Annotated in this window: 1 protein-coding gene (cut by a window edge); it reads left to right on the top strand. The window is 65.7% G+C overall.

What is annotated here, in order from left to right:
* A protein-coding gene (locus tag NFI08_RS10490; protein ID WP_349589204.1) for an LEPR-XLL domain-containing protein crosses the window boundary here: on the top strand, positions 1–21,753 show its 3' portion. 8,484 nt of this gene lie to the left of the window's left edge; only the last 21,753 of its 30,237 coding nucleotides appear in the window; its start codon lies off the left edge, out of view; it ends in the stop codon at positions 21,751–21,753.

Raw genomic sequence — 21,753 nt, 5'->3', positions numbered from 1 at the left:
GGCAATGCGGCGGGGGGCGCGGCGATCGCCTTCAACTATCTGGGAGGCGACCCCAGCGATCCCTCGCGCACCGTCGACAACACCAGCGACCAGAATGTCGACGCCAGCGAAGACGCCTTCATTCTCCAGGGCGAGCGCAGCGACCACGGCTACAGCGTGGGCCAGATCGCCGCCTTGATCGATGCCTCCAGTGTGACCGCCACCAGTGGCGACGTGCTGGTGGACGCCCGTTCCGAAGCCAGCATGCTCAACATTACCGCCGGCGGTGCGGGCGCCGGGGCGGTGGCCCTGGCCGGCTCCATCGGCATCAACTTCATGCAGAATGATGTACTGGCATCGATTGGCAATGGTGCCGTGGTCAGGGCCAGCGCCGGTGACGTCAGCGTGCATGCCTCGGTGGCGCCGATCATGATCAACGTGGCCGGCGCGGCGGCTGGTGCCGGCTCCGTCGGTCTTGCCGGCGCCTCGGCAACCAACGACATGGCGTCGGCGCTGAGCGCGAGCATCCTCGGGGCGAGCACCGAGGTAACGGCGGGTGGGCGCGTCGACGTCAAGGCCGAGCTGATTCGGATCACCGATGTGCCTTCGGTCAAGGTCGATGACAGCCTGATACCGCCAGAAGACTCAGACGAGAATCGCCCGGCGACGCCTGGGCAGGGCGACCAGGTCTGGAGCTTCGCGCTGGCCGGTGCCGGTGCCGGCAAGGTGGCGGTGGCCGGGGCGCTGTCGCTCAACTGGCTGCGCGGCAGCGTCACGGCGGTGATCGACCAGGCCACGGTCTCGGCGACGGGAGACATTGCCCTGTCGGCCAGCGATGATCTCGGCCTCAATGCCTTTACCGTGGCGGGGTCCGGTGCCGGGGCCTTCGCCCTGGCCGGTTACCTGGCCTACAACTATATCGGCGGTGATCCGGACGACCCCACCAGCGACAGCGCCAACCGTATCCACGCGCTGATCAAGGGCGGCGCCAGCGTGGCGTCCAGCGCCGGCAAGGTCAGCCTTTCAGCGGTCTCATCCTCGAGCATCAGCGCCTACTCCCTGGGTGGTGCCGTGGCCGGTTTCGCCGCACTCAGCGGTACCACCTCGCTCAATTTCACCCGCAAGGAGGTGGTTGCTGATATTCGCGACAGCGCCACCGAGGTGAGTGGCGCCGGCGGCATCGCGGTAAGCGCCAGCGACACCAGCGCGATCTCGGCGGCCAGTGCCCAGGTCAACGTGGCGGTCAAGGGTGGTGCGGCCGGTCTTTCGGTGGCCTACCTGGATATCGACAACAGCATCCTGGCCGGTAGCCAGGGCGCCACGCTCGACTCGAGCGGCGGCGATATCGCCATTGATGCCCGCTCGCGCTCCACCAACCTGATCGTGATAGCCGGTGTCAGCTATGGCACCTTCGGCGCAGGTGCCGGCAACGCCGGCAGCTCGTTGATCAACAACACCAGCGTCGCGCGCATCGACGGCGGCAGCGTCGATGCCGCCGGCAACGTCAGCGTGGTCAGCGACAGCAAGGACGTCAGCACTATTACCCTGGGCACCGTCAGTGTGGGTGCGGTGGCGCTGGGCGGTGGTGTCGGGGTCGACCTGCTGGGCAGCACCTCCGAAGCCTGGATCGGTGGTGGAGCGCGCGTCAGCGCCGGCGCCGGCGGTGCGGCCTTATCGGTGCGCGATGACTGGAACAATGGCTGGACGACAGACAGCCACAAGGGTGTGGTGGTGCTGGCCACCAGCGAGGTGTCCTTCACCAGCGTGGCGGTGACCGCGGCGGGAGCCGCCGGCAATGCCCTGGCGGCCAATGTGGTGGTGGATGGTGTCACCGGCGCGACCCGCGCCTACATCGACAAGGCGCGCATCGACAGCACCGCCGACGTGGTGGTGCGGGCCCTGCATCGTGGCGACGCCGACAGTGGCGGTGGCGCGGCGGCGGTCAGTGGCGGCAGCTCCGGCGCCGCTGGTGTCGATGTCACTCTTTTCCAGCACAAGACCGAGGCCTTCATCAGCGGTGACGGCTTCGACCACTCGGCTGAAAGCGACGGCCTGATGGTCAAGGCTGGCGGCGACGTGGCGGTGGAGGCCCGCGCCGACGTGAGCTTCCTGTCCACGGTGATGGGGGCGGCGGTGGGCCTCAACGGCGTCGCCGGAGCGGGATCGGCCAGCGTGGTCGATCTGTCGCTTGAGACCCTGGCCTATCTCAAGGACGTGGAGGTCGCCGGCACCAACGTGGCGGTACGTGCCGACAACGACGTGGACGGCCGCTTTATCGTCGGTGCGGTGGCCGGTGGCTCCGTCGGCTTTGGCGCCTCGCTGGCGCTGGGGTTGCTCAACCCCGAGGCACGAGTGTCGCTGGACAAGGCAATAGTGACTGCCAGCAATGATATCGCGGTGTCGGCAAGCCAGCGCCTGGATCTGGGGATCACCGTAGCCACCGCCGGTGGCGGTGCGGTCGGTGTGGCCGGCGCGGTATCGGTGATGACGGCGGATTCGGTGACGCAGGTGCTGGTGTCCGGCGATAGCGAACTGAACGCCGGCAATGACGTGCTGCTCGAGGCATCCACCACCACCCTGGTCAATGAGCGCAGTGGCCCGGCCGGCTATCTGCAGGGGGTCGGCGCTGCCGCCGTCGGCGCGGCGGGCTTCGGTGCTTCGGTGGACGTCATGGTGCTGCGCGAGCAGACCCGTGTCAGTGTGGCGGATGGTGCGCAGATCATCGCGGGGGGCGATGTGACCGCCGAGGCAAGGCTGTCGCGTACCCTCAACTCCACGGTGATCGCCTTTGCTGGCTCCGGCTCTTTGAGCCTCAGTGGCGCCATCTCGGTGATCAGTCTGGGCAAGGGGCTGAGTGAGGAGAGCTTCGAGCGGGTCGAGGACCTGCAAGACCTGGTGAGCGATACCTTCGCTGGCTTCCAGAGCGGCGAGTTCGCCATGAAGGCCGAGGCCGAAGACTCTGATTCCGGCACCGATACGCCGCTGGACAGCGACGAGCAGGCGGCGTTCGACGGCGACTTCGATCGTCCCGACGATGCCGGAAACCACAACCAGGCCAACCGCACCTCGACCAACAGCACCCTGAGCACCCTGACCGGTGGTCTCTCGGGTGACAAGCTGTTCGACGTCAAGTCGGCCATGAAGGTAGGTGACACCGCCGCGACCCTGGGACGTGGCGTGACAATCACCGCCGGCGGGGACGTCAGCGTCAAGGCCAGCGAAGCCCTCAAGGTGCAGACCCTGACCGGCTCCGGTGCGGTCAGCGGTGTTGCCAGTGTCGGCCTGTCGGTGGGGGTGGTCGAGCTCAACGGGGCGGTGACCGCCCAGGTGGGCCACGGCTCGACCCTGGATGCGGCGGCTGCCATCGAGGTGGCGAGCGACTACGACGGTGACGTGTCGATCGGGGCCTATGGCGGTTCGGCGGCGCCCAGCATCGCAGTGGGTGGCCAGGTGGCCATCCTGCTGGATCGCACCCAGCAGCTTGCCTCGCTGGAAGGCGCCACGAGCGCCGCTGGCGGCACCCTGATCAAGGCGGCGGATCGCGTCGATATTGTGGCCAGCGCCGATCGCGACTATTCACTGAGGGCTGCAGGTGGGGCCATCGGCCTGGTGGCCGCAGGCGTGTCGGTGGGCACCGTGGAGATCAGCGGTGCGACGAGGGCCTGGGTCGGCGAGCATACCAGCGTGGGCGAGAACCAGAGCGTCGGCTTGCTGAACGTCTCGGCCACGAGTATCGATCGGGTCGCGCTGGAGGTGGTGGCGGTGGCCGCCGGGATGGCCGGCGGCAGCGCCAACGTGGCCCTGGTGACCCTGTCCCAGGAGGTGCAGGCGTGGATCGGTGACGGCGCGCGGATCTCGTTGTCTGACGCCCTGAGCATCAATGCCAGCCTGACGCCTGCGGTACAGATCAAGACCCTGGGGGTCTCGGTGGCGGCGGGCGTCGGCATCGGCGTCTCGGTGGTCGAAGGCGAGCTCAAGGCCAAGGTGCTGGCGCGGGTCGGCACGCCTGGCTCCAGCGCGGCCCATGATATCCGCATCACCGCCGGGTCCATGGACGTTGCCGCGTCCCTGAATACCCTGGCGGGCGGCAACAGCCTGAGCGGTGAGGCCCTGGGTTCCGCCGGGGGGGCACTGTTGGGCGTCGATGCGACCCTGGTGACGCTCAAGGACAGCACCGAGGTGGTGGCAGAGATCGCCGACACCTCCCTGGAGGGCGGCAGCGGCAGTCCGCGCGAGAGCACCAATCTTGCCATCGCCGGGCGGCTGGACGTCACCAGCGACCTGATCTCGCGCCTCTCTGGCAAGTCCAGCAGTATCGTCGGCGGGCTGGTGGCGGCCGGTGCCGCCAAGGTTACCATCGAGCAGCGCACCGTCAGTCGCGCACGCCTCGGCAGTGGCAACGGCATCATTGCCGGAGACGCCAGCGTCCGTGCGAACGGGCAGCTGGAAGCGACCCTCGACGCCCTGGCCGGCAGTGGCGGTGTGGCCGCCGGCGCCGGCGCCGCCACCCACGTCACCCAGCATGCCACCACCGAGGCGCTGATCGGCGCCGCCGAACTACTGCTGGTGAAGGCTGCCGGCAACAGCGGCCTGCTGACCGTGCACGCCGATCAGAGCTTCGACGTCGACGCCCGCATCATGAGTGTCTCCGGGGGCGTGTTCGCCGGCAGCGGCGCCGAGTCGCGCTACTGGATTACCGCCCATACCCTGGCCGAGGTCGGTGACGAGGCGCTGGTCAAGGCTGCGGCGATTGACGTATTCAGCGATACCCGACTGGACAAGCAGCGTCTGGCAGGCACCGACGATGGCAATATCCGCGGGGTGGCCGGTGGTGCGGTGGCCGGCGCCGGCGCCTCCAGCGTCGCCCGTCTCGATCTGAATACCCGAGTGGTGGTCGGCGCGGGTGCCGACCTGGACACCAGTGACGGTGATCTGCGCCTGGCGGCGAAGAACCAGGTGGTGTTCAAGGAGAAGGTCAACCTGACCGCCGGCGGCCTGGCCTCCGGCGCCGGTATCACGGTGGACATCCTGACCACCAATCTGGCCGCCAGCGTCGAGATCAAGAGCAACGCCGAGCTGGACAGCCAGGGCGAACTGCTGATGTCGGCCCGTGGCGGCGGCGACCTGGCGGCGACCCTGCTGATGGATACCTATGGCGCGGCCACCGTCGGGGTGGGCAGCGCCAAGGTGGTGGTGACTCCGGACAACAGGGTCACCGTGCGCGGTGGTGCCAAGGTGTCCGCGCTTGGAAATATCGATATCGTGGCCGGTGGTAGTGCCCAGGGCGAGCGTGATCGCTACGCGGTCAGCGCGGTGCTCGACAGCTTCGCCGGCAGCATCATTCCAATCGATGACCTCAACGCCCTGGCCAAGATGGACCAGACCAACCGCATCGAGGTGGCAAGCGGGGCCGAGGTCATCGGTGCGCGGGATATCCTGCTGTTTACCGAGCGCTTTGGCTTCAGCGACATGGAGGCGCGGGCCAAGGGGGTCAACTGGCTGTCGGCGGTGGGCAGCGCCATCGACGCCGCCCTCGGCAGCGGCGGCGCTCAACTGGTGGACGGCGACGTCGAGACCGACGCCGATGCCGACGTGATCATCGACGGCCGGGTGGAAACCGGCCTGGGGCGCCACAAGACGCTGGTGCTCGGGGTGATCGATGTAACGCAGGAGCGGCAAGACATCGCGGATCTCAATTCGCGCATCAATGCCCTCGCAGAAGCGCTCAACAGCACCAGCCTGACCCCTGCCGAGCGCACCCAGAAAGAAGCCGAAATGGCAGCCCTCGAGGACCAGCTAGCGGCCAAGGTGGCCAATAGTGGCAACTATATCGTGGCTGAATCCGGCCATGACGATATTGGTTTCGCGGTGAGCGTCACTCCGGGTCAGAGCGGACTGGTCGACGAGCTTCAACGCATTCGCGAGGCATACAACGTCTATCGCAACTCCGGCAATACCCGGCTGGTCGACTTCTACCAGGGCGAGATCGCGCGCCTCGAGCAGGCCCTGGTCGATGAAGGCTACGGCGAGAAGGTCAACGGCCAGCTGATCGTCAGTCGGGTGGACGAATTGACCATCACCCTGGATGACGTCTGGGCCCAGGCGGGGGCGGTCTACGTCTACGCCGACGACTTGAGCGGCGGCGGCGAAGTCGAGGCGCCCACCGACGCCAGCATCACCATCCTCAACAAGGCGCCCTCGCGCATGGTACTGGGCGATATCGAGATTCCCCAGGTTACCGGGGGGCTCTACCTGAACCTGACCCAGGTGGCTTCCAGCGCCGAGATCGACGCCATCAACGCGAGCGAGAGCGCCGGCTTGAAGGTGGAGGGGGACCCTGGCGCCCAGAATGGCCAGCCGCGCATCACCGTGGTCAACAGCTACGGTGTTGCCTTCGATGAAAACGACGCCAATCAGAAGAAGATCCGCGACGTGCTGATGGGGGCGCTTGACTACAGCGAGGTGAAGTCGCTCTACGACCGACGAATCTTTGACACCGCTCCGCCCTCGAGCCTGGTGTTCGGCGGGCTGACCCGCAATATTTCCGGTGAGCTGATCGGCTACGCCAAGGGATCCATCTCGGTGGAAAACGAGATGCGCGCTGAAAGCATCCTGTTGAGCTCGCCGGGCGAGCTGACGATCAAGGGGCTGTCACAGTTCAACCCTGGGGGTAATGCGGATGCCGCCGCGGTGCGAGCCGATGGCGACGATGGCGCAGGGGCGCTGGACGCCGATGCGCTATCCGCGATCGCCAACAGCGCGAGCGCGAGCCCACAAGTGGAGGCGCGCAGCATCGTCATCGATGCCGAATACGTCAACCTCAACGGCTATATTCGTGCCGGCGTCGACGGCTACGACCTGACCATCGGCGCCGCCGATGCCCAGCGTATCGCCGACCACATCCGCAGCGGCTCCAGCGGTAACCTGACGCTGTCGGCGTCCTCCGGCGACGCCCTGGTGATCTTCAATGGCCATACTCGCCAGATCGAGGTCACCGGCCTTGCTATCAGCGGCGGCAAGCTGGATATCACCGGCCACATCGCCAATACCGGCAACGGCAGGCTTGAGGTGCTGGGGGGCTATGGTGCGATCAATATCACCAACAACACTTCCTACACCCTGGCGGTGGGGGATCTCGACGTCAGCCGTCATGGCGAGGGCTATCTACGGATCGCCGACAAGTACAAGGGCTCCAGTACCAATCCCCTGGTGACCGAGTATCGCTACGACTTCGCCGATCCTAGCAAGACCTACACCTATACGCCGGACAGTGATGTGCGCTACGGCTTCAGCGTGGTCCAGGACAGCTCCAAGCGGCGTTATGCTCAGACCGCCTCCAGCGCCTGGGCGGGAATCGACGCCTTTGCCGCCGACCCGGATACCCTGAACTGGGGCGAATCCGAGATATCGCCCGGACGCCTGCAGGACTCGCTGTCCTACTTCTATACCAGCAGCGAGACCGGTTATCAGTACAACAAGAGCGAGGTCAACGCCAGCGAGTGGACCGATCCGCAGCTCGTCGACAAGTGGTCGACCAGCACCTGGTATGGCAAGAAGACCCACTACGCCAAGTTCGTCCAGGAACAGTCGAGTCAGATCCTGCACACCCACTCGGTGGCCGCCAACAAGTCGGTGGATATCAGCTTCTTCGGCCAGGCTACGGGTTCGATCAATATCGATTCGGTGGGCGACGTGGTGGTGCTCGGGGATCTGGCCAACTACAACGGCGAGACACGCATCGACAGCGATGGCCAGATTCTTCACTACAATGACCCGACCCGTGATGTGCGGGTCTCCGGCGCCAGCGTGGTATTGCGCGCAGCGGACGGTATCGGTGATGGTTCGGCGTTGAAGCTCCTGTCCATCGAGGGCGCTGGCGGCGCTGCGGCGATGACCATGACGGTGGACGCCGTGACCGAGCGTGGTCCGCTGAATCTGGCGCACGAAAACGCTGACCTGATCGTGCTGCGCGCCCACAGCGGCTGGGGCGACGTCAGCCTGTCTGCCGAAGGCTCACTCAAGGCGGGCAGTGCCCTTGGCGGTGTCCACGTCAAGGGCAACAACCTGAGTCTGGCGGCCGACGATGCGATCGGCTCCTTGGCCGCCCCCCTGACCCTGGCCCAGCACGCCGATGGCCATCTCAATGCCGTGGCCGGTGGCGATATTGCCATCGATCAGCTCAGCGGGGACCTGGGGATCGAACGGGTCGAAAGCCGCCTGGGCGACGTCTGGGTGCGTGCCGCGGGGAATCTGCTCGACCGCAATGACGCCGCCACGGTCGATGAACGTACGGTCGAGCAATTGCGTGACGGCGTCTGGTCACAGCTCAATCTGGTCGGCAGCGCCGCCGAGCAGAAGATTCAGGACGCCCAGGACGACCTGGCAACCCGCAAGACCCAGGAGTACAACACCTACTGGAACTACCGCCAGGCAACCTCCGACGACTGGATCGGCGGCTTGGCCGATGGCACCAGCTACAGTGTGCTCAGCGTCGACAGCGGGGCCATCCTGCTCGGTCTTGTGCGTCAGATCAGCGATGGTAGCGGCGGCACCCTGGAAGTACGTGACGAGCTGCGCCTCAGCGCGCCGGACATCGCCGCCGGTGATGCCCGCGTCGAGCATCGTTTCTATCGGGCCGATGGCAGCTACTTCACCATCGACAGTCTGACCGACCTCAGCGCAGAAGGGTTGATCCTGGCCTCCGGGGCTGGCGTGGCCCAGGGCAACACCTTGACCTACCGGCGTGTGGCGTTCTACGCCAGCGATCAGGTGATCAGGCTGTCCCAGGCGGAGCGTGACGCCTATCGTCAGCGTTTCGCCGACCAGGGTCTCGACGACGCCCAGATCGAGGCTCGCCTCACGGGCATCGAGTCCGATCGCACCGATATCTACCACGAGCTGTATGACGTCTACGGCAGTGCGACCGAGTACCAGGACGCAAGCTTCAAGGTCACCCTTAGCGCGGCAGAGAAGGAGCAGGTGCGCGGCAGCATCAAGGTGTGGACCGAGCAGGAGCTGCTGTCGCTGATCGGCGCGGGCCTGTTGCAGGAAACCACCGATACTCGCACCGAGATTCAGGAACCCAACGTGATTGCCGGGGGCGATATCACCCTGATCGCCGGCGACAGTGTCGGTGTGGCCCGCGGACGCGAGCTGCTCGACATGTCAGGTGGGCTGACCGGGCTCTCCGACGAGCAGCGGGTACTGCTGTCCGCCGCCGAACGGGCCGATGTCACCTACCTCAAGCAGGCGCCACAGAGCGCCGTGGTGGACTTCCTTGATATCCAGCGCGACCAGGGCGTGACCACGGTCAAGCTGGTGCGCACCGACGGGCAGAGCTGGGATACCAGCGTGTTCAAGGTGGGCGAGGCCGTCGATCTTGCCGGCAAGTCGCTCAATGTGACCGAGAATGGACGTTACTACACCGTGACCGCGATAAGCGGCGGCACGCTGGAGCTGTCCACCGCGCTGGAGGTGGTCGGCGAGCTTGGTGCCCAGGTGGAGCTGGCAACGGTGTTGCTGGACCCCCAGACCCAGGTCAGTAGCGGTGAGCAGTTGATTCGCTACATCTCGATCAACCTGATCGATGACTTCGCCATCGAAAACGCAGGCGATACCTTTATCACCGCCGCCAACTCGGCCTACGTGGTGTCGGAGACCGATATTCGCCTGGCCAAGCTGGTGGCCGGACAGGACGCCAGGGTCAAGGTGTCCGGATCGATCCTGGCGGCCACGTCCTCCGGTGCCGACCTGGTCATACGCACCTCGGATCTGGTGCTGGAAGCGGCCAGCGGGCAGATCGGTTCCGGCGCCAGTGCACCGCTCAAGCTGGCCCTGACCGATGCCGCCACCCTGACCGCACGCGCTCAGGGCGATATCTCGCTGCACGAGATCGAGGGGGATCTGGCGATCTCGACCCTGTTCACCGAGCGCGGCGACCTGTGGCTGAAGGCCGCGGGCAGCATCATCGACGGGCTGAACCATGACCTGCTCAAGGTGTTGGCCAACAATGTCACCTTGATCGCCGGCGACAGCGTGGGCCAGGCGACCAACGCCATCGAGCTGGCCACGCGCGGCGATGGTGTCGTCACCGTCGATGCCGGCGAAGACGTCTACCTGGCGGCGGTGGATGGCAATCTCAGGGTCGGCCATATCAAGGGGGGGGAGCGGGTCGAACTCAGCGCGCTCAACTCCATCATCGCGACCCATGCCGATGAATTCCGCGGCGACATCGAGGCGAAAACGCTGCAGCTCGAGACCGGCTTCGGCGGAGTCGGCGCCGCCGATCGCCTGCTGGCGCTGGTCACCGATGACACCGCGGGGCGCGTCGATATCGATAGCGCCGATTCCGTGTTCGTGCGTGAGGTGAAGGGTGATCTGCGGCTGGGAACCGTGCAGGCGGGGCCGGCGGGCTCCACCGATGCACTGGCGTTCGTGTTCTCGCAGGGCGCCATCTACAGCGCCCTGGGTGCCAACGAGACGTTCAACCTGTTGACCGCCGGGGTACGTCTGATCGCGGTCAAGGACGTGGGTACCAAGAGCAAGGTGCTGACCTCCCGTATCGGTACCCTGGAAGGCCAGTCCCGCGACGGCAAGGTCTACCTCAACAACACCGGACATCTGACCATCCATGGTCTGGGACTGACGGCCACCGGCGATATCGAGATAACCGCCAACAGTCCGATCACGGTGACCGAGGATATCGTTTCGGCTGATGGCGATATCGTGCTGACGGCCAGGGAAAACACCTCTGACGCCAATGACAACGAAGACTACCTGCACATCGAGGCAGGGGTGACGCTGGATGCCGGTCGCGACATCCTGATGACCGCGGGCGACGATCTGCTATTCAAGGCCAACGACATCATCGTGAAGGCCGCGCGCCATGTGGTGATGAAGGTCGACACGCCAGATGAAGACCAGCCCGCCTTCCGGGACACGCCGGAGGCCAAGGTCGAATTGCGTGGTGACTGGACAGTGGCCGGTGATATCACTCTGGAAGGAGGTGACAAGCGCCAGACGGTACTGATCGCGGCGGGTGCAAGCCTGAAAGCCGACAGCATGAGCGTGGCGCTGGGCGCCGGCAATGATGCGCTGACCCAGCAGGGTAGCCTGGACATCGCCCAGCAACTCAACATTGCCGGCGGCGATGGTGACAATCACGTCATTGTCGAGGGCGACGTCAAGGCGGCGAGCCTGAGAATCGACGGCAACGCAGGCGTCGATACCGTCACCTTTGACGGCACCCATCAGGCGGACTCGCTGAGTCTGTCGCTGGGCGCCGGGAATAACGTGCTGTCCGTTAAAGACAGCCTGACGGTGACCAACGCCTTTGATGTGACGACCGAAGAGGGCGATGACCGCATCACCTTCGACGCCAGCGTCCAGGCCGGCTCGCTCTCCATCGCCATGGGCGATGGCGCCAACACCCTGGACGTGACCAAAGACCTCACCGTCGATGGTCTGGCTGAAGTCACCGCCGGATCGGGTGTGGATACCGTCACCTTCAACGGCACCCACCAGGCGGACTCGCTGAGTCTGGCGTTGGGCGCTGGCAATAACGTCCTGAGCGTCAACAACTCACTGGACGTGACCAATGCCTTTGATGTCACGGCCGAAGAGGGCGATGACCGCATCACCTTCGACGCCAGCATCCAGGCCGGCTCGCTCTCCATTGCCATGGGCGAGGGTGCCAACACCCTGGACGTGACTCGAGACCTTACCGTCACCGCAGCGGCCAGTGTCACCGCCGGCTCCGGCGTCGACACCGTCACCTTCAACGGCACCCATCAGGCCGGCTCGCTGAGCCTGGCGCTGGGCGCCGGGAATAACGTGCTGTCCGTCAAAGACAGCCTGACGGTAACCAACGCCTTCGATGTCGAAACCACGGGTGGCGATGACTCCCTGACCTTCGACGCCAGCATCCAGGCCGGCTCGCTCTCCATCGCCATGGGCGAGGGTGCCAACACCCTGGGCGTGACCGAAGACCTCACCGTCACCGGCCTGGGCAGTGTCACCGCCGGCGCTGGTGTGGACACCGTCACCTTTAACGGCACCCACCAGGCAGGCTCGCTGAGCCTGGCGCTGGGCGCCGGCGATAACGTGCTGTCCGTCAACAACTCACTGGGCGTGACCGACGCCTTTGATGTCGAAACCACGGGTGGTGATGACCGCATCACCTTCGATGGCAGCATCCAGGCAGGTTCTCTCTCCATCGCCATGGGCGATGGCGCCAACACCCTGGACGTGACTCGAGACCTTACCGTCGACGGCCTGGCCGAAGTCACCGCCGGCTCCGGCGTCGACACCGTTACCTTCAACGGCACCCATCAGGCGGGCTCGCTGAGCCTGGCGCTGGGCGCCGGGAATAACGTGCTGAGCGTCAAAGACAGCCTGACGGTAACCAACTCCTTTGATGTGACGACCGGAGAGGGCGATGACTCCCTGACCTTCGACGCCAGCATCCAGGCCGGTTCGCTCTCCATCGCCATGGGCGATGGCGCCAACACCCTGGGCGTGACCCAAGACCTCACCGTCGACGGTCTGGCCGAAGTCACCGCCGGCTCCGGCGTCGACACCGTCACCTTTAACGGCACCCACCAGGCGGGCGCGCTGAGTCTGGCGCTGGGCACCGGTGATAACGTGCTAAGCGTCAAAGACAGCTTGACGGTGACCAACGCCTTCGATGTCACGACCGAAGAGGGCGATGACTCCCTGATCTTCGACGCCAGCATCCAGGCCGGCTCGCTCTCCATCGCCATGGGCGAGGGCGCCAATGCCCTGGGCGTAACCGAAGACCTCACCGTCACCGCAGCGGCCAGTGTCACCGCCGGATCGGGTGTGGACAGCGTCACCTTTAACGGCACCCATCAGGCCGGCTCGCTGAGCCTGGCGCTGGGCGCCGGCGATAACGTCCTGAGCGTCAACAACTCACTGGGCGTGACCGACGCCTTCGATGTCGAAACCATGGGTGGCGATGACCGCATCACCTTCGACGCCAGCATCCAGGCCGGCTCGCTCTCCATCGCCATGGGCGAGGGCGCCAATACCCTGGACGTGACCCAAGCCCTTACCGTCACCGCAGCGGCCAGTGTCACCACCGGCTCCGGCATCGACACCGTTACCTTCAACGGCACCCATCAGGCGGACTCGCTGAGTCTGTCGCTGGGCGCCGGCGATAACGTCCTGAGCGTCAACAACTCACAGGGCGTGACCGACGCCTTTGATGTGACGACCGAAGAGGGCGATGACCGCATCACCTTCGACGCCAGCGTCAAGGCCGGCTCGCTCTCCATCGCCATGGGCGACGGCGCCAATACCCTGGAGGTGACCGAGGACCTCACCGTCACCGCAGCGGCCAGTGTCACCGCCGGCTCCGGCGTCGACACCGTCACCTTCAACGGCACCCACCAGGCGGGCTCGCTGAGTCTGTCGCTGGGCGCCGGGAATAACGTGCTGTCCGTCAACAACTCACTGGGCGTGGCCAACGCCTTCGATGTGACGACCGAAGAGGGCGATGACTCCCTGACCTTCGACGCCAGCGTCCAGGCCGGCTCGCTCTCCCTCGCCATGGGTGAGGGTGCCAACACCCTGGACGTGACTCGAGACCTCACCGTCACCGCAGCGGCCAGTGTCACCGCCGGCTCTGGCGTGGATATCGTCACCTTCAACGGCACCCACCAGGTGGGCTCGCTGAGTCTGTCGCTGGGCGCCGGCGATAACGTGCTGAGCGTCAACAACTCACTGGGCGTGACCAACGCCTTCGATGTGACGACCGAAGAGGGCGATGACTCCCTGACCTTCGACGCCAGCGTCCAGGCCGGCTCGCTCTCCATCGCCATGGGCGACGGCGCCAACACCCTGGACGTGACTCGAGACCTTACCGTCACCGCAGCGGCCAGTGTCACCGCCGGCTCCGACGTCGACACCGTCACCTTTAACGGCACCCACCAGGCCGGCGCGCTGAGTCTGGCGCTGGGCGCCGGCGATAACGTGCTGTCCGTCAAAGACAGCCTGACGGTAACCAACGCCTTCGATGTCACGACCGGAGAGGGCGATGACCGCTTCACCCTCGACGCCAGCGTCCAGGCCGGCTCGCTCTCCATCGCCATGGGCGAGGGCGCCAACACCCTGGGCGTGACCCAAGCCCTTACCGTCACCGCAGCGGCCAGTGTCACCACCGGCTCCGGCATCGACACCGTTACCTTCAACGGCACCCATCAGGCGGACTCGCTGAGTCTGTCGCTGGGCGCCGGCGATAACGTCCTGAGCGTCAACAACTCACTGGGCGTGACCGACGCCTTTGATGTGACGACCAGAGAGGGCGATGACCGCATCACCTTTGACGCCAGCATCCAGGCCGGCTCGCTCTCCCTCGTCATGGGCGAGGGTGCCAATACCCTGGGCGTGACTCGAGACCTCACCGTCACCGCAGCGGCCAGTGTCACCGCCGGCTCCGGCGTCGACACCGTTACCTTCAACGGCACCCATCAGGCGGACTCGCTGAGTCTGTCGCTGGGTGCCGGTGATAACGTGCTGAGCGTAAGCGACACACTCACCGTCACCAATGCCTTCGATGTCGAAACCACGGGTGGCGATGACCGCATCACCTTCGACGCCAGCATCCAGGCCGGCTCGCTCTCCATCGCCATGGGCGAGGGCGCCAACACCCTGGACGTGACTCGAGACCTTACCGTCACCGCAGCGGCCAGTGTCTCCGCCGGCTCCGGCGTCGACACCGTTGCCTTTAACGGCACCCATCAGGCCGGCTCGCTGAGCCTGGCGCTGGGCGCCGGCGATAACGTGCTGAGCGTCAACAACTCACTGGGCGTGACCGACGCCTTCGATGTGACGACCGGAGAGGGCGACGACCGCATCACCTTCGACGCCAGCATCCAGGCCGGCTCGCTTTCCCTCGCCATGGGCGAGGGCGCCAATACCCTGGGCGTGACCGAAGACCTGACCGTCACCGCAGCGGCCAAGGTCACCTCCGGTGCCGGTACCGATACTGTTACCTTCAACGGCGATCACCGAGCCGACACCTTGTCGGTAGACAGCGGGGATGGTGACGATCTGGTGTCCTTCCTGGGTCAATGGCAGTTTGCCGACAGCCTGACGGTGGTGACCCGGGCGGGAGACGATCGTCTGCTCTTCGATGGCCGGCATCGCGCAGGGGAAATCGCCGTCGATCTGGGCGACGACAACGATATTCTGCATGTGCACGGCGATATCGCGGTGACCAACAACATGAGCTTCCGGGGTGGCAGCGGCAACGACGACATGCTGATCCATGCCGATACCCTGGTGGGCGCCATGCTGGTGGCCGGCGACGGCGGCAAGGACCGTCTGACCGTGGTGGAGCTCAATGATCGCCAGGCGCTGTTGACCCTGGATGGTGGATCCGGCAGCGACGAGCACCGGATTGTCACGCGCCAGGCGGATCAGGGCGACTACCGCATTCGCGTTCTCGACAGCGGTGCCAGCAATGCCGGAGCGGACACCCTGTTCATCGAAGGTCGTGGCTACGACAACTATGACGGCAGTATGGTCCGGGCCCAGACGACGGCGTCTACCACGGGCGATCTGTTCCTGGTCCGCGACAACTTCGTTGCGCGCCTGGCCGAGGCTGGCAGCGCCGTGGAGCGTATCGATGTGGGGGCCAGCATCAATGCCCGGGTGACCATCAATGGCCACGACGGCGCCGACCGCTTCGTGGTCGATGGCTCATCGACCGTGATGACGCTGGACGGAGGTCGCGGCGACGATCGCTTCGAGATTGGCCAGCAGTACGGCGAGCATCCGAACCCTGTAGGCACGGCCAGCGCGGGCGTCTACGCCTCGGGCGTCGTCGTGGGCGATGAGATCGCGGTGACCCAGGCCGGCGACGGCTTTGTCAGTCGAGGCAACGGCCAGGCAATGAGCGTGCTGGGGGGCCAGGGCAACGATCAGTATCAGGTCTACGCCACCCAGGCGCCTCTGGCACTTGATGGCGAAGACGGCTACGACAGTCTGAGTGCCTTCGGCAGCAGCGCCGACGACAACTTCGTGATCACCGCGGGTGCCGTGTTTGGCGCTGGGCTCAATCTGTCCCATGACGATCTCGAGCGTGTGCGCGTCGAGGCCGGAGCGGGAGACGATCGGATTCAGGTGCTGAGCACCCGCGAAAGCGTACTGACTGAGGTCATCGGTGGTCTCGGCAGTGACCAGATCCAGGTGGCGGGGGACGTCAGCGGCGAGGTGAAGGCGATTGACGCCAGGGGTGCCAGCAGCCTGGTGGGCCATGGCACGGTGTCCGCTGACGAGGCCTACGCAAATCTTCTGGCCGAGGCGCTGACGGTGCAGGTGGCTAGCCCCGAGCACGGTGCCATCCTGGTCGAGCAGCCCGGTGGGGCGACGCGGGTGGTGGAAGGCGGCGACGCTGCCGCTTACTGGCTGTCGACGAACCTGCCGATCTCCGGTATCGCCGAGGGCAGCAGGGTGACGCTGACACTGTCGGCCAGCATGGCGTCGACTCAGGACCGTCACGCGGCGGGCGCGGCGTCGGCCGAGACGCTGCTTCTGTCATTCGACGCTTTGGGCGAGTTTACCCAGGCGATCACCGTGGACTTCGTGTTCACCGGGGGCAGCTGGTCACCGCGCCAGCAGATCTTCGTCAAGGCGCCGACCGATGGTCTGGTCGAAGGGACTCGACAGGTGGCGATCAGCTATCTGGCCCAGGTCGAGACGCCCTCGTCGTCTCCCTTGCCCCAGGCGTTGGCCTCGCTGCTGGATCAGCCCATCGCCGATACCGAGATCACGGTATTCGATGCGACGCGCGGAGATGTGGTGGTGTCCACGGCCCAGGATCGACTCCAGGTGATCGAAGGCGAGGGTGCGTCGGCTCAGTCCGGCAGCGTCGAAGTGCGCCTGTCGGTGGCGCCCCAGGCCGGTGAGGTGATCACGGTCAGCGTGGATCTGTCGGCCTTCGGCGGTCGTCTGGTGGCAAAGCACGGCGCCACCCTGAGCTTCGATGCCTCCAACTGGGACAAGCCCCAGACGCTGGTGCTGGAGGCGCTCGGCAACACCAGCATCGAAGACCGGATCGACGCCCAGCTGGGCTTCGATATCTCCAGCAATCTGGGGCAGGCCAGCTCGTTTGCCGAGCGCGCCACGAGCAAGGTCGACGTCAGCGTCCACGACGATGACAGCGCTGGGCTGGTGGTGGAGCAGTCGGATGGCGGTACCCGAGTCTCGACCCTGGGCGGCAGCGACAGCTACACCCTGAGGCTGACCAAGGCGCCGAGCGCTGAGGTCAGGGTCCATCTCAACAGCGATGGCCAGACCGAGTTCCCCCTGGGTGGGCGCATCGTGCTGGATACCCTGTTCGACGGTGAGCGCAGCGTGACGGTGCTGGCCGCGCAGGGAGCCGGGGCGATTCTGGTCCTGGAAGGTGGCGACTGGGCATCGCTGGGGGCCCAGACCGGGCGCTACCTGAGCCTGGAAGATGGCTCGGGATCGAGCATTGCCGGGCGTCTGCGGATCAACCACATCGATGCCCAGGGAAGGCTGCACCTGATGTCCGACGATACCCTGGGAAGCTGGGTCGGTGACAGCCTGACGCTGACCTCCGTCACCACACCTGCAGTGGTGTTCGACGCCAGCAATTGGGCCGACAAGGTGGCCGTCGAGGTGGTGGCGGAGACCCGATATCGGGCTCCGGTCGAGGCGGGCATGCAGTTTGTCACCGAACGGCGTCTGTCCGACATTCAGGGACCGCTGATCGTCGAAGGGGGCACTGTCGCCGATACGCCGGTGCCGTCTGTGCCGCTGATGCTGCCTTCTGAAGGTGTCAGCGCGCTGGCCGCCGAGACCTCCGGCACCGCGCATGAGGATAGCGACAGCCTGGTGCTGCACGTGGATGCCAGCGTGGCCGACCTGTCTGGTGTCATCGGTGCCGAGCGGGTCAGTGGGCTCGGCATGGGTGAAGGCGTGCTGTCCCAGGACAATGGTGTGGGCGGTACCATCGATACCGAGCGAGGGGTTCATTTCCACGGTGTCGGGGTCTTCGAGGCGCTGCTGGGGGCAGGCGATGATCAGCTTGCCATCGATGCCGATCCGGTGGCCTACGACGGCGACTGGCAGGCACAGACGGTGGCGGGTGTTTCCCAGCTGAATCGTAGTGCCGGCAGCTGGTACGCCGATGGCTTCCGCGCTGGTGACAGCGTACTGGTCGGCGAACAGCGTCTGTTGATTCGCGACATCACCAGCGCCGGGGCGCTGGTGCTCGACGGAGTGGTGAGTGCCAGCAGTGGCCGTGTCATTCGTGAAATGCCGCTTAGTGTGGTTCACGGTGGCGGCGGTGATGACCACATCCGGGTGAGCGGTGGCTATCAGTGGCAGATGCCGCTGGTGGTGTTCGGCGATACCTCTCGCAGTGGCGAGCGCTACAGCGCCGTCGGCGGCCGGCCGACGCTGCTGGCTCAGCCGTTCCTGGAGGCCGGTGATAATCTGCTGGACGCCAGTCAGGCCATCGGTGGCGTGGTGCTGGTGGGTGGCGCCGGCGCGGATACGCTGATTGGCGGCCTCGGTGATGACCAGCTGTTTGGTGGATCCGGCGATGACCGTCTGAGTGATGAAAAGGGCGGTAACAACCATCTGTACGGCGATGGTGGCATCGACGTGGATGTTTCCCGACGCCTCAGCCAGGCCGATACGGTGATGACGGTGCATGCCAGCGCCGCAGCGATTGCCCATCCGACCGGAGATAGCCTCATAGCCGGTGATGACATGCTGAGTACTGGAGGAGGCAACGACATCCTGCTGGGGGACCACGGCGTGATCCAGCTGGAGGCTCGCCCCGGAGAGGCGGGCCTGCGACTGCTCGATAGTCAGCGGGTGATCGCGGTGGAAGGCGTCGACATGGCGTCGGGCGGCGATGACAGCTTGAGCGTCAGCGGCGGCGACAACCTGTTGATCGGCGGCAGTGGCAACGACGTCCTGAGCGGAGGCGGTGCTTCCGACTGGCTGATCGGTGACAACGCCAAGGTTACCTTTAAGGTGGTGAACGATCTGTCCAGTGGTGCCACGCTGGTGCTCAAGGACAGTATCCACGACGGAGGCGACCGACTGTTCGGCGGCGAGGGCAATGACTTGCTGCTGGGGGGTGGCGGGTCTGACGTGCTTTACGGTGGCAGCTCGACCAGCGGCGGTCGCAGCGGTGATGACCTGCTGGTGGGCGACTACGCCCGGCTGGACGTGGTGGGCACCCAGGTGCGTGAACTGGTCACGCTGCCAAGCGCCAATGGGGCAGTGGATCGTCTTGACGGTGGTGATGGTCGCAACGTCCTGATCGGCGGAGAAGGCAGTGACAGCCTCAGCACCGGTGGCAATGACAGCGTGACTGTCGCCTCGCCTGAGCGCAGTGCCAGCGTGGCGATCGGTGACCATGGTCTGCTTGAGTGGAACGCCGCTGGTGTCCTGGTCAGTGCGACCTCCCGCCTGGCGTCCGATACTGCCGCCAGCGAGACGGCGGCTATGCTGAATACCCGCGGCGGGGACGACAGCATTCGCTTGAGCGGTGGCCACTCCGTGGTCATCGGTGGGGTGGGCAGTGACCTGATCGAGATCGTCAAGGCTGGCGACGGGGCGCGCCATGTGGTGCTGGCGGATCGCGGCACCCTGAGCTGGAGCGACGTCGGCGTTCTGGTCAACGGCGATAGTCTGACGCCCAACGTCGGCGGCGCCGATCGTGTGGCTGTCGAGTCGGGTTCGGTCACCGCTCTGGGCGGCGCCGGTGCGGACACCATCGAGATCAGCGCAGCATCGGTCGACGCTCGTCACCTGCTGTTTGGCGATAACGGTTCTCTGCGCCAGAGTGCCAGCGGAGTGTTGTTGAGCGCCGCCTCCAGTGCGACTGCCATCGGCGGCGACGACACCCTCGAGGTGAATGCCGGTTCGGTCACGGCCATCGGCGGCGCTGGCGATGATCGGCTTTCGATCACCGCCGCCTCGGCCACCAGTCGTCACCAGTTGATCGGTGACAATGGGCGACTCCAGTGGGACGACACCTCGGTGTTGAGGACGATGACCAGTACCGCATCGGCGGTGGCGGGACAGGATCGCATCGGCGTCAATGCCGGTCGCAATGAGATCGTCGGTGGTGCGGGCAGCGATGTCATCACCACGGGTGATCAGACCAGCACGGTGCTTGCCGACCTCGGTCGCCTGGAGTGGAACGCAGCGGGACATCTGGTGAGCGCGCGTTCGTTGGCGCACGGTCACGGCGCGGCGGATAGCGTCAGTGTCGGCAGCGGCGGCAACCTGGTGATCGGCGCCGAAGGCGACGATGTCATCACCTCCGCCGCTGGTGCTGACAAGGTAGCGGGTGATCACGCCGAGGTACTGTTCGACGCCAATGGCGTGGTGACGTCCTTTGCGTCCCTTCATTTCGCCATCGGCGGGGTAGATACCATCACTACCGGCAGAGGAGATGACTGGATCATCGGCGGGTTTGGTGGTGAACGCATCAGTGCCCTTGGCGGCGACAACGTGGTCATTGGGGACAATGGCTCGATCACCGCACAAGATGGTGTTCGCCAGGAGGTGAAGAGCCTCGATCGGCGCCAGGGCACCGGTGGGGATGACGTCATCCTGCTGGGAGTGGGCCGGGATCAGGCGATTGGCGGTGTCGGCGCCGATACCCTGGTCAACGCTGGCGGCGAGACCGTGGCCATCGCCGATGACGGCCGCATTCTCAGTGATACCACCGGCCGTTACCGCCTGGCGGAAACCGGCAATATTGCCCTGCGCAGCGACAATCACCTGATTGGCGGCATCGATCGCGATGTGCTGCTGGGTGGTGGTGGCCAGGACACGCTCGAGGGCGGTGCCGGTAACGATATTCTGATGGGCGATTTCGCTCGGGTGACTCGCGTGCCAGGGCTGATCACCATCGAGACCATCGACAACTTCGAAGGTAGCGACGACGTCATCTTGACCGGACTGGGCCACGATGTGGCGATGGGCGGTGCCGGCTTCGACGGCTTCGGTGGTGACTACGGCTTCGACATCCTGATCGGTGAATATGGCCGAGTACGGTTGAGTGTGGCCTCTGCCGGTTCGACGAGTGTGCCGGAGGTCGAGCGTGTCACCTCCATCGTGACCCTGGCTCAGGGCAAGCTGGATCTGGTGCGCGGTGCGCAGCAGAACCTCTACCGTGAGCAGGAGCCAGGCGGCCGCCTGGCCGCCTGGAGCTGGATGGATCGCACCGCGTTCGCCCTGGGCGAGGCGATGGTCTCGAACAACCGTCCGGCAGCGGTGGCTCCGAGTCAGGGACCCGAGGATCTACGTAGTGTTGTCGCTGGTTGGGCGGCCCACCATGACAGTCGCGGTGGCATGATCAGCGGCTTGCCGCTGTTCGCCGCTCCCCCGGCTGCCGGCAGCGTGCCAACGGCGCCAGACGCTGCGGAGGGTAGTGAGTCGCTCGAGGCGGTACCGTCGGTCGATGACGCAACCCTGGACCAGTCGCCACAGGCGGCAGGCTCACCGGCGTCGACCGAGGTATCGCCCAAGGTGTCGAGCGAAGCAGATGCGTCCGTCCCTGCTGAACAGCAAGGTGCCATGGGCAGTTCGGCCTTGGGTGGCCTGGCAGCGGCGCTGGCCGGCGCTGGCTGGGGTATCGCGCGAGCCATGTCGTCGTCTACCGAGCACACCGATAGACTCAAGACGCTTCGACGTGAACAGGCCGCCGAGCAATGGCGTCGGCTGCGCAAGGATGACGATGAGGAGACGTCTTGA

This window comes from Halomonas sp. EF61 (genome assembly GCF_040147045.1).
GTDB lineage: Bacteria > Pseudomonadota > Gammaproteobacteria > Pseudomonadales > Halomonadaceae > Halomonas > Halomonas litopenaei.
This window is presented reverse-complemented; position numbering and strand designations above follow the sequence as displayed.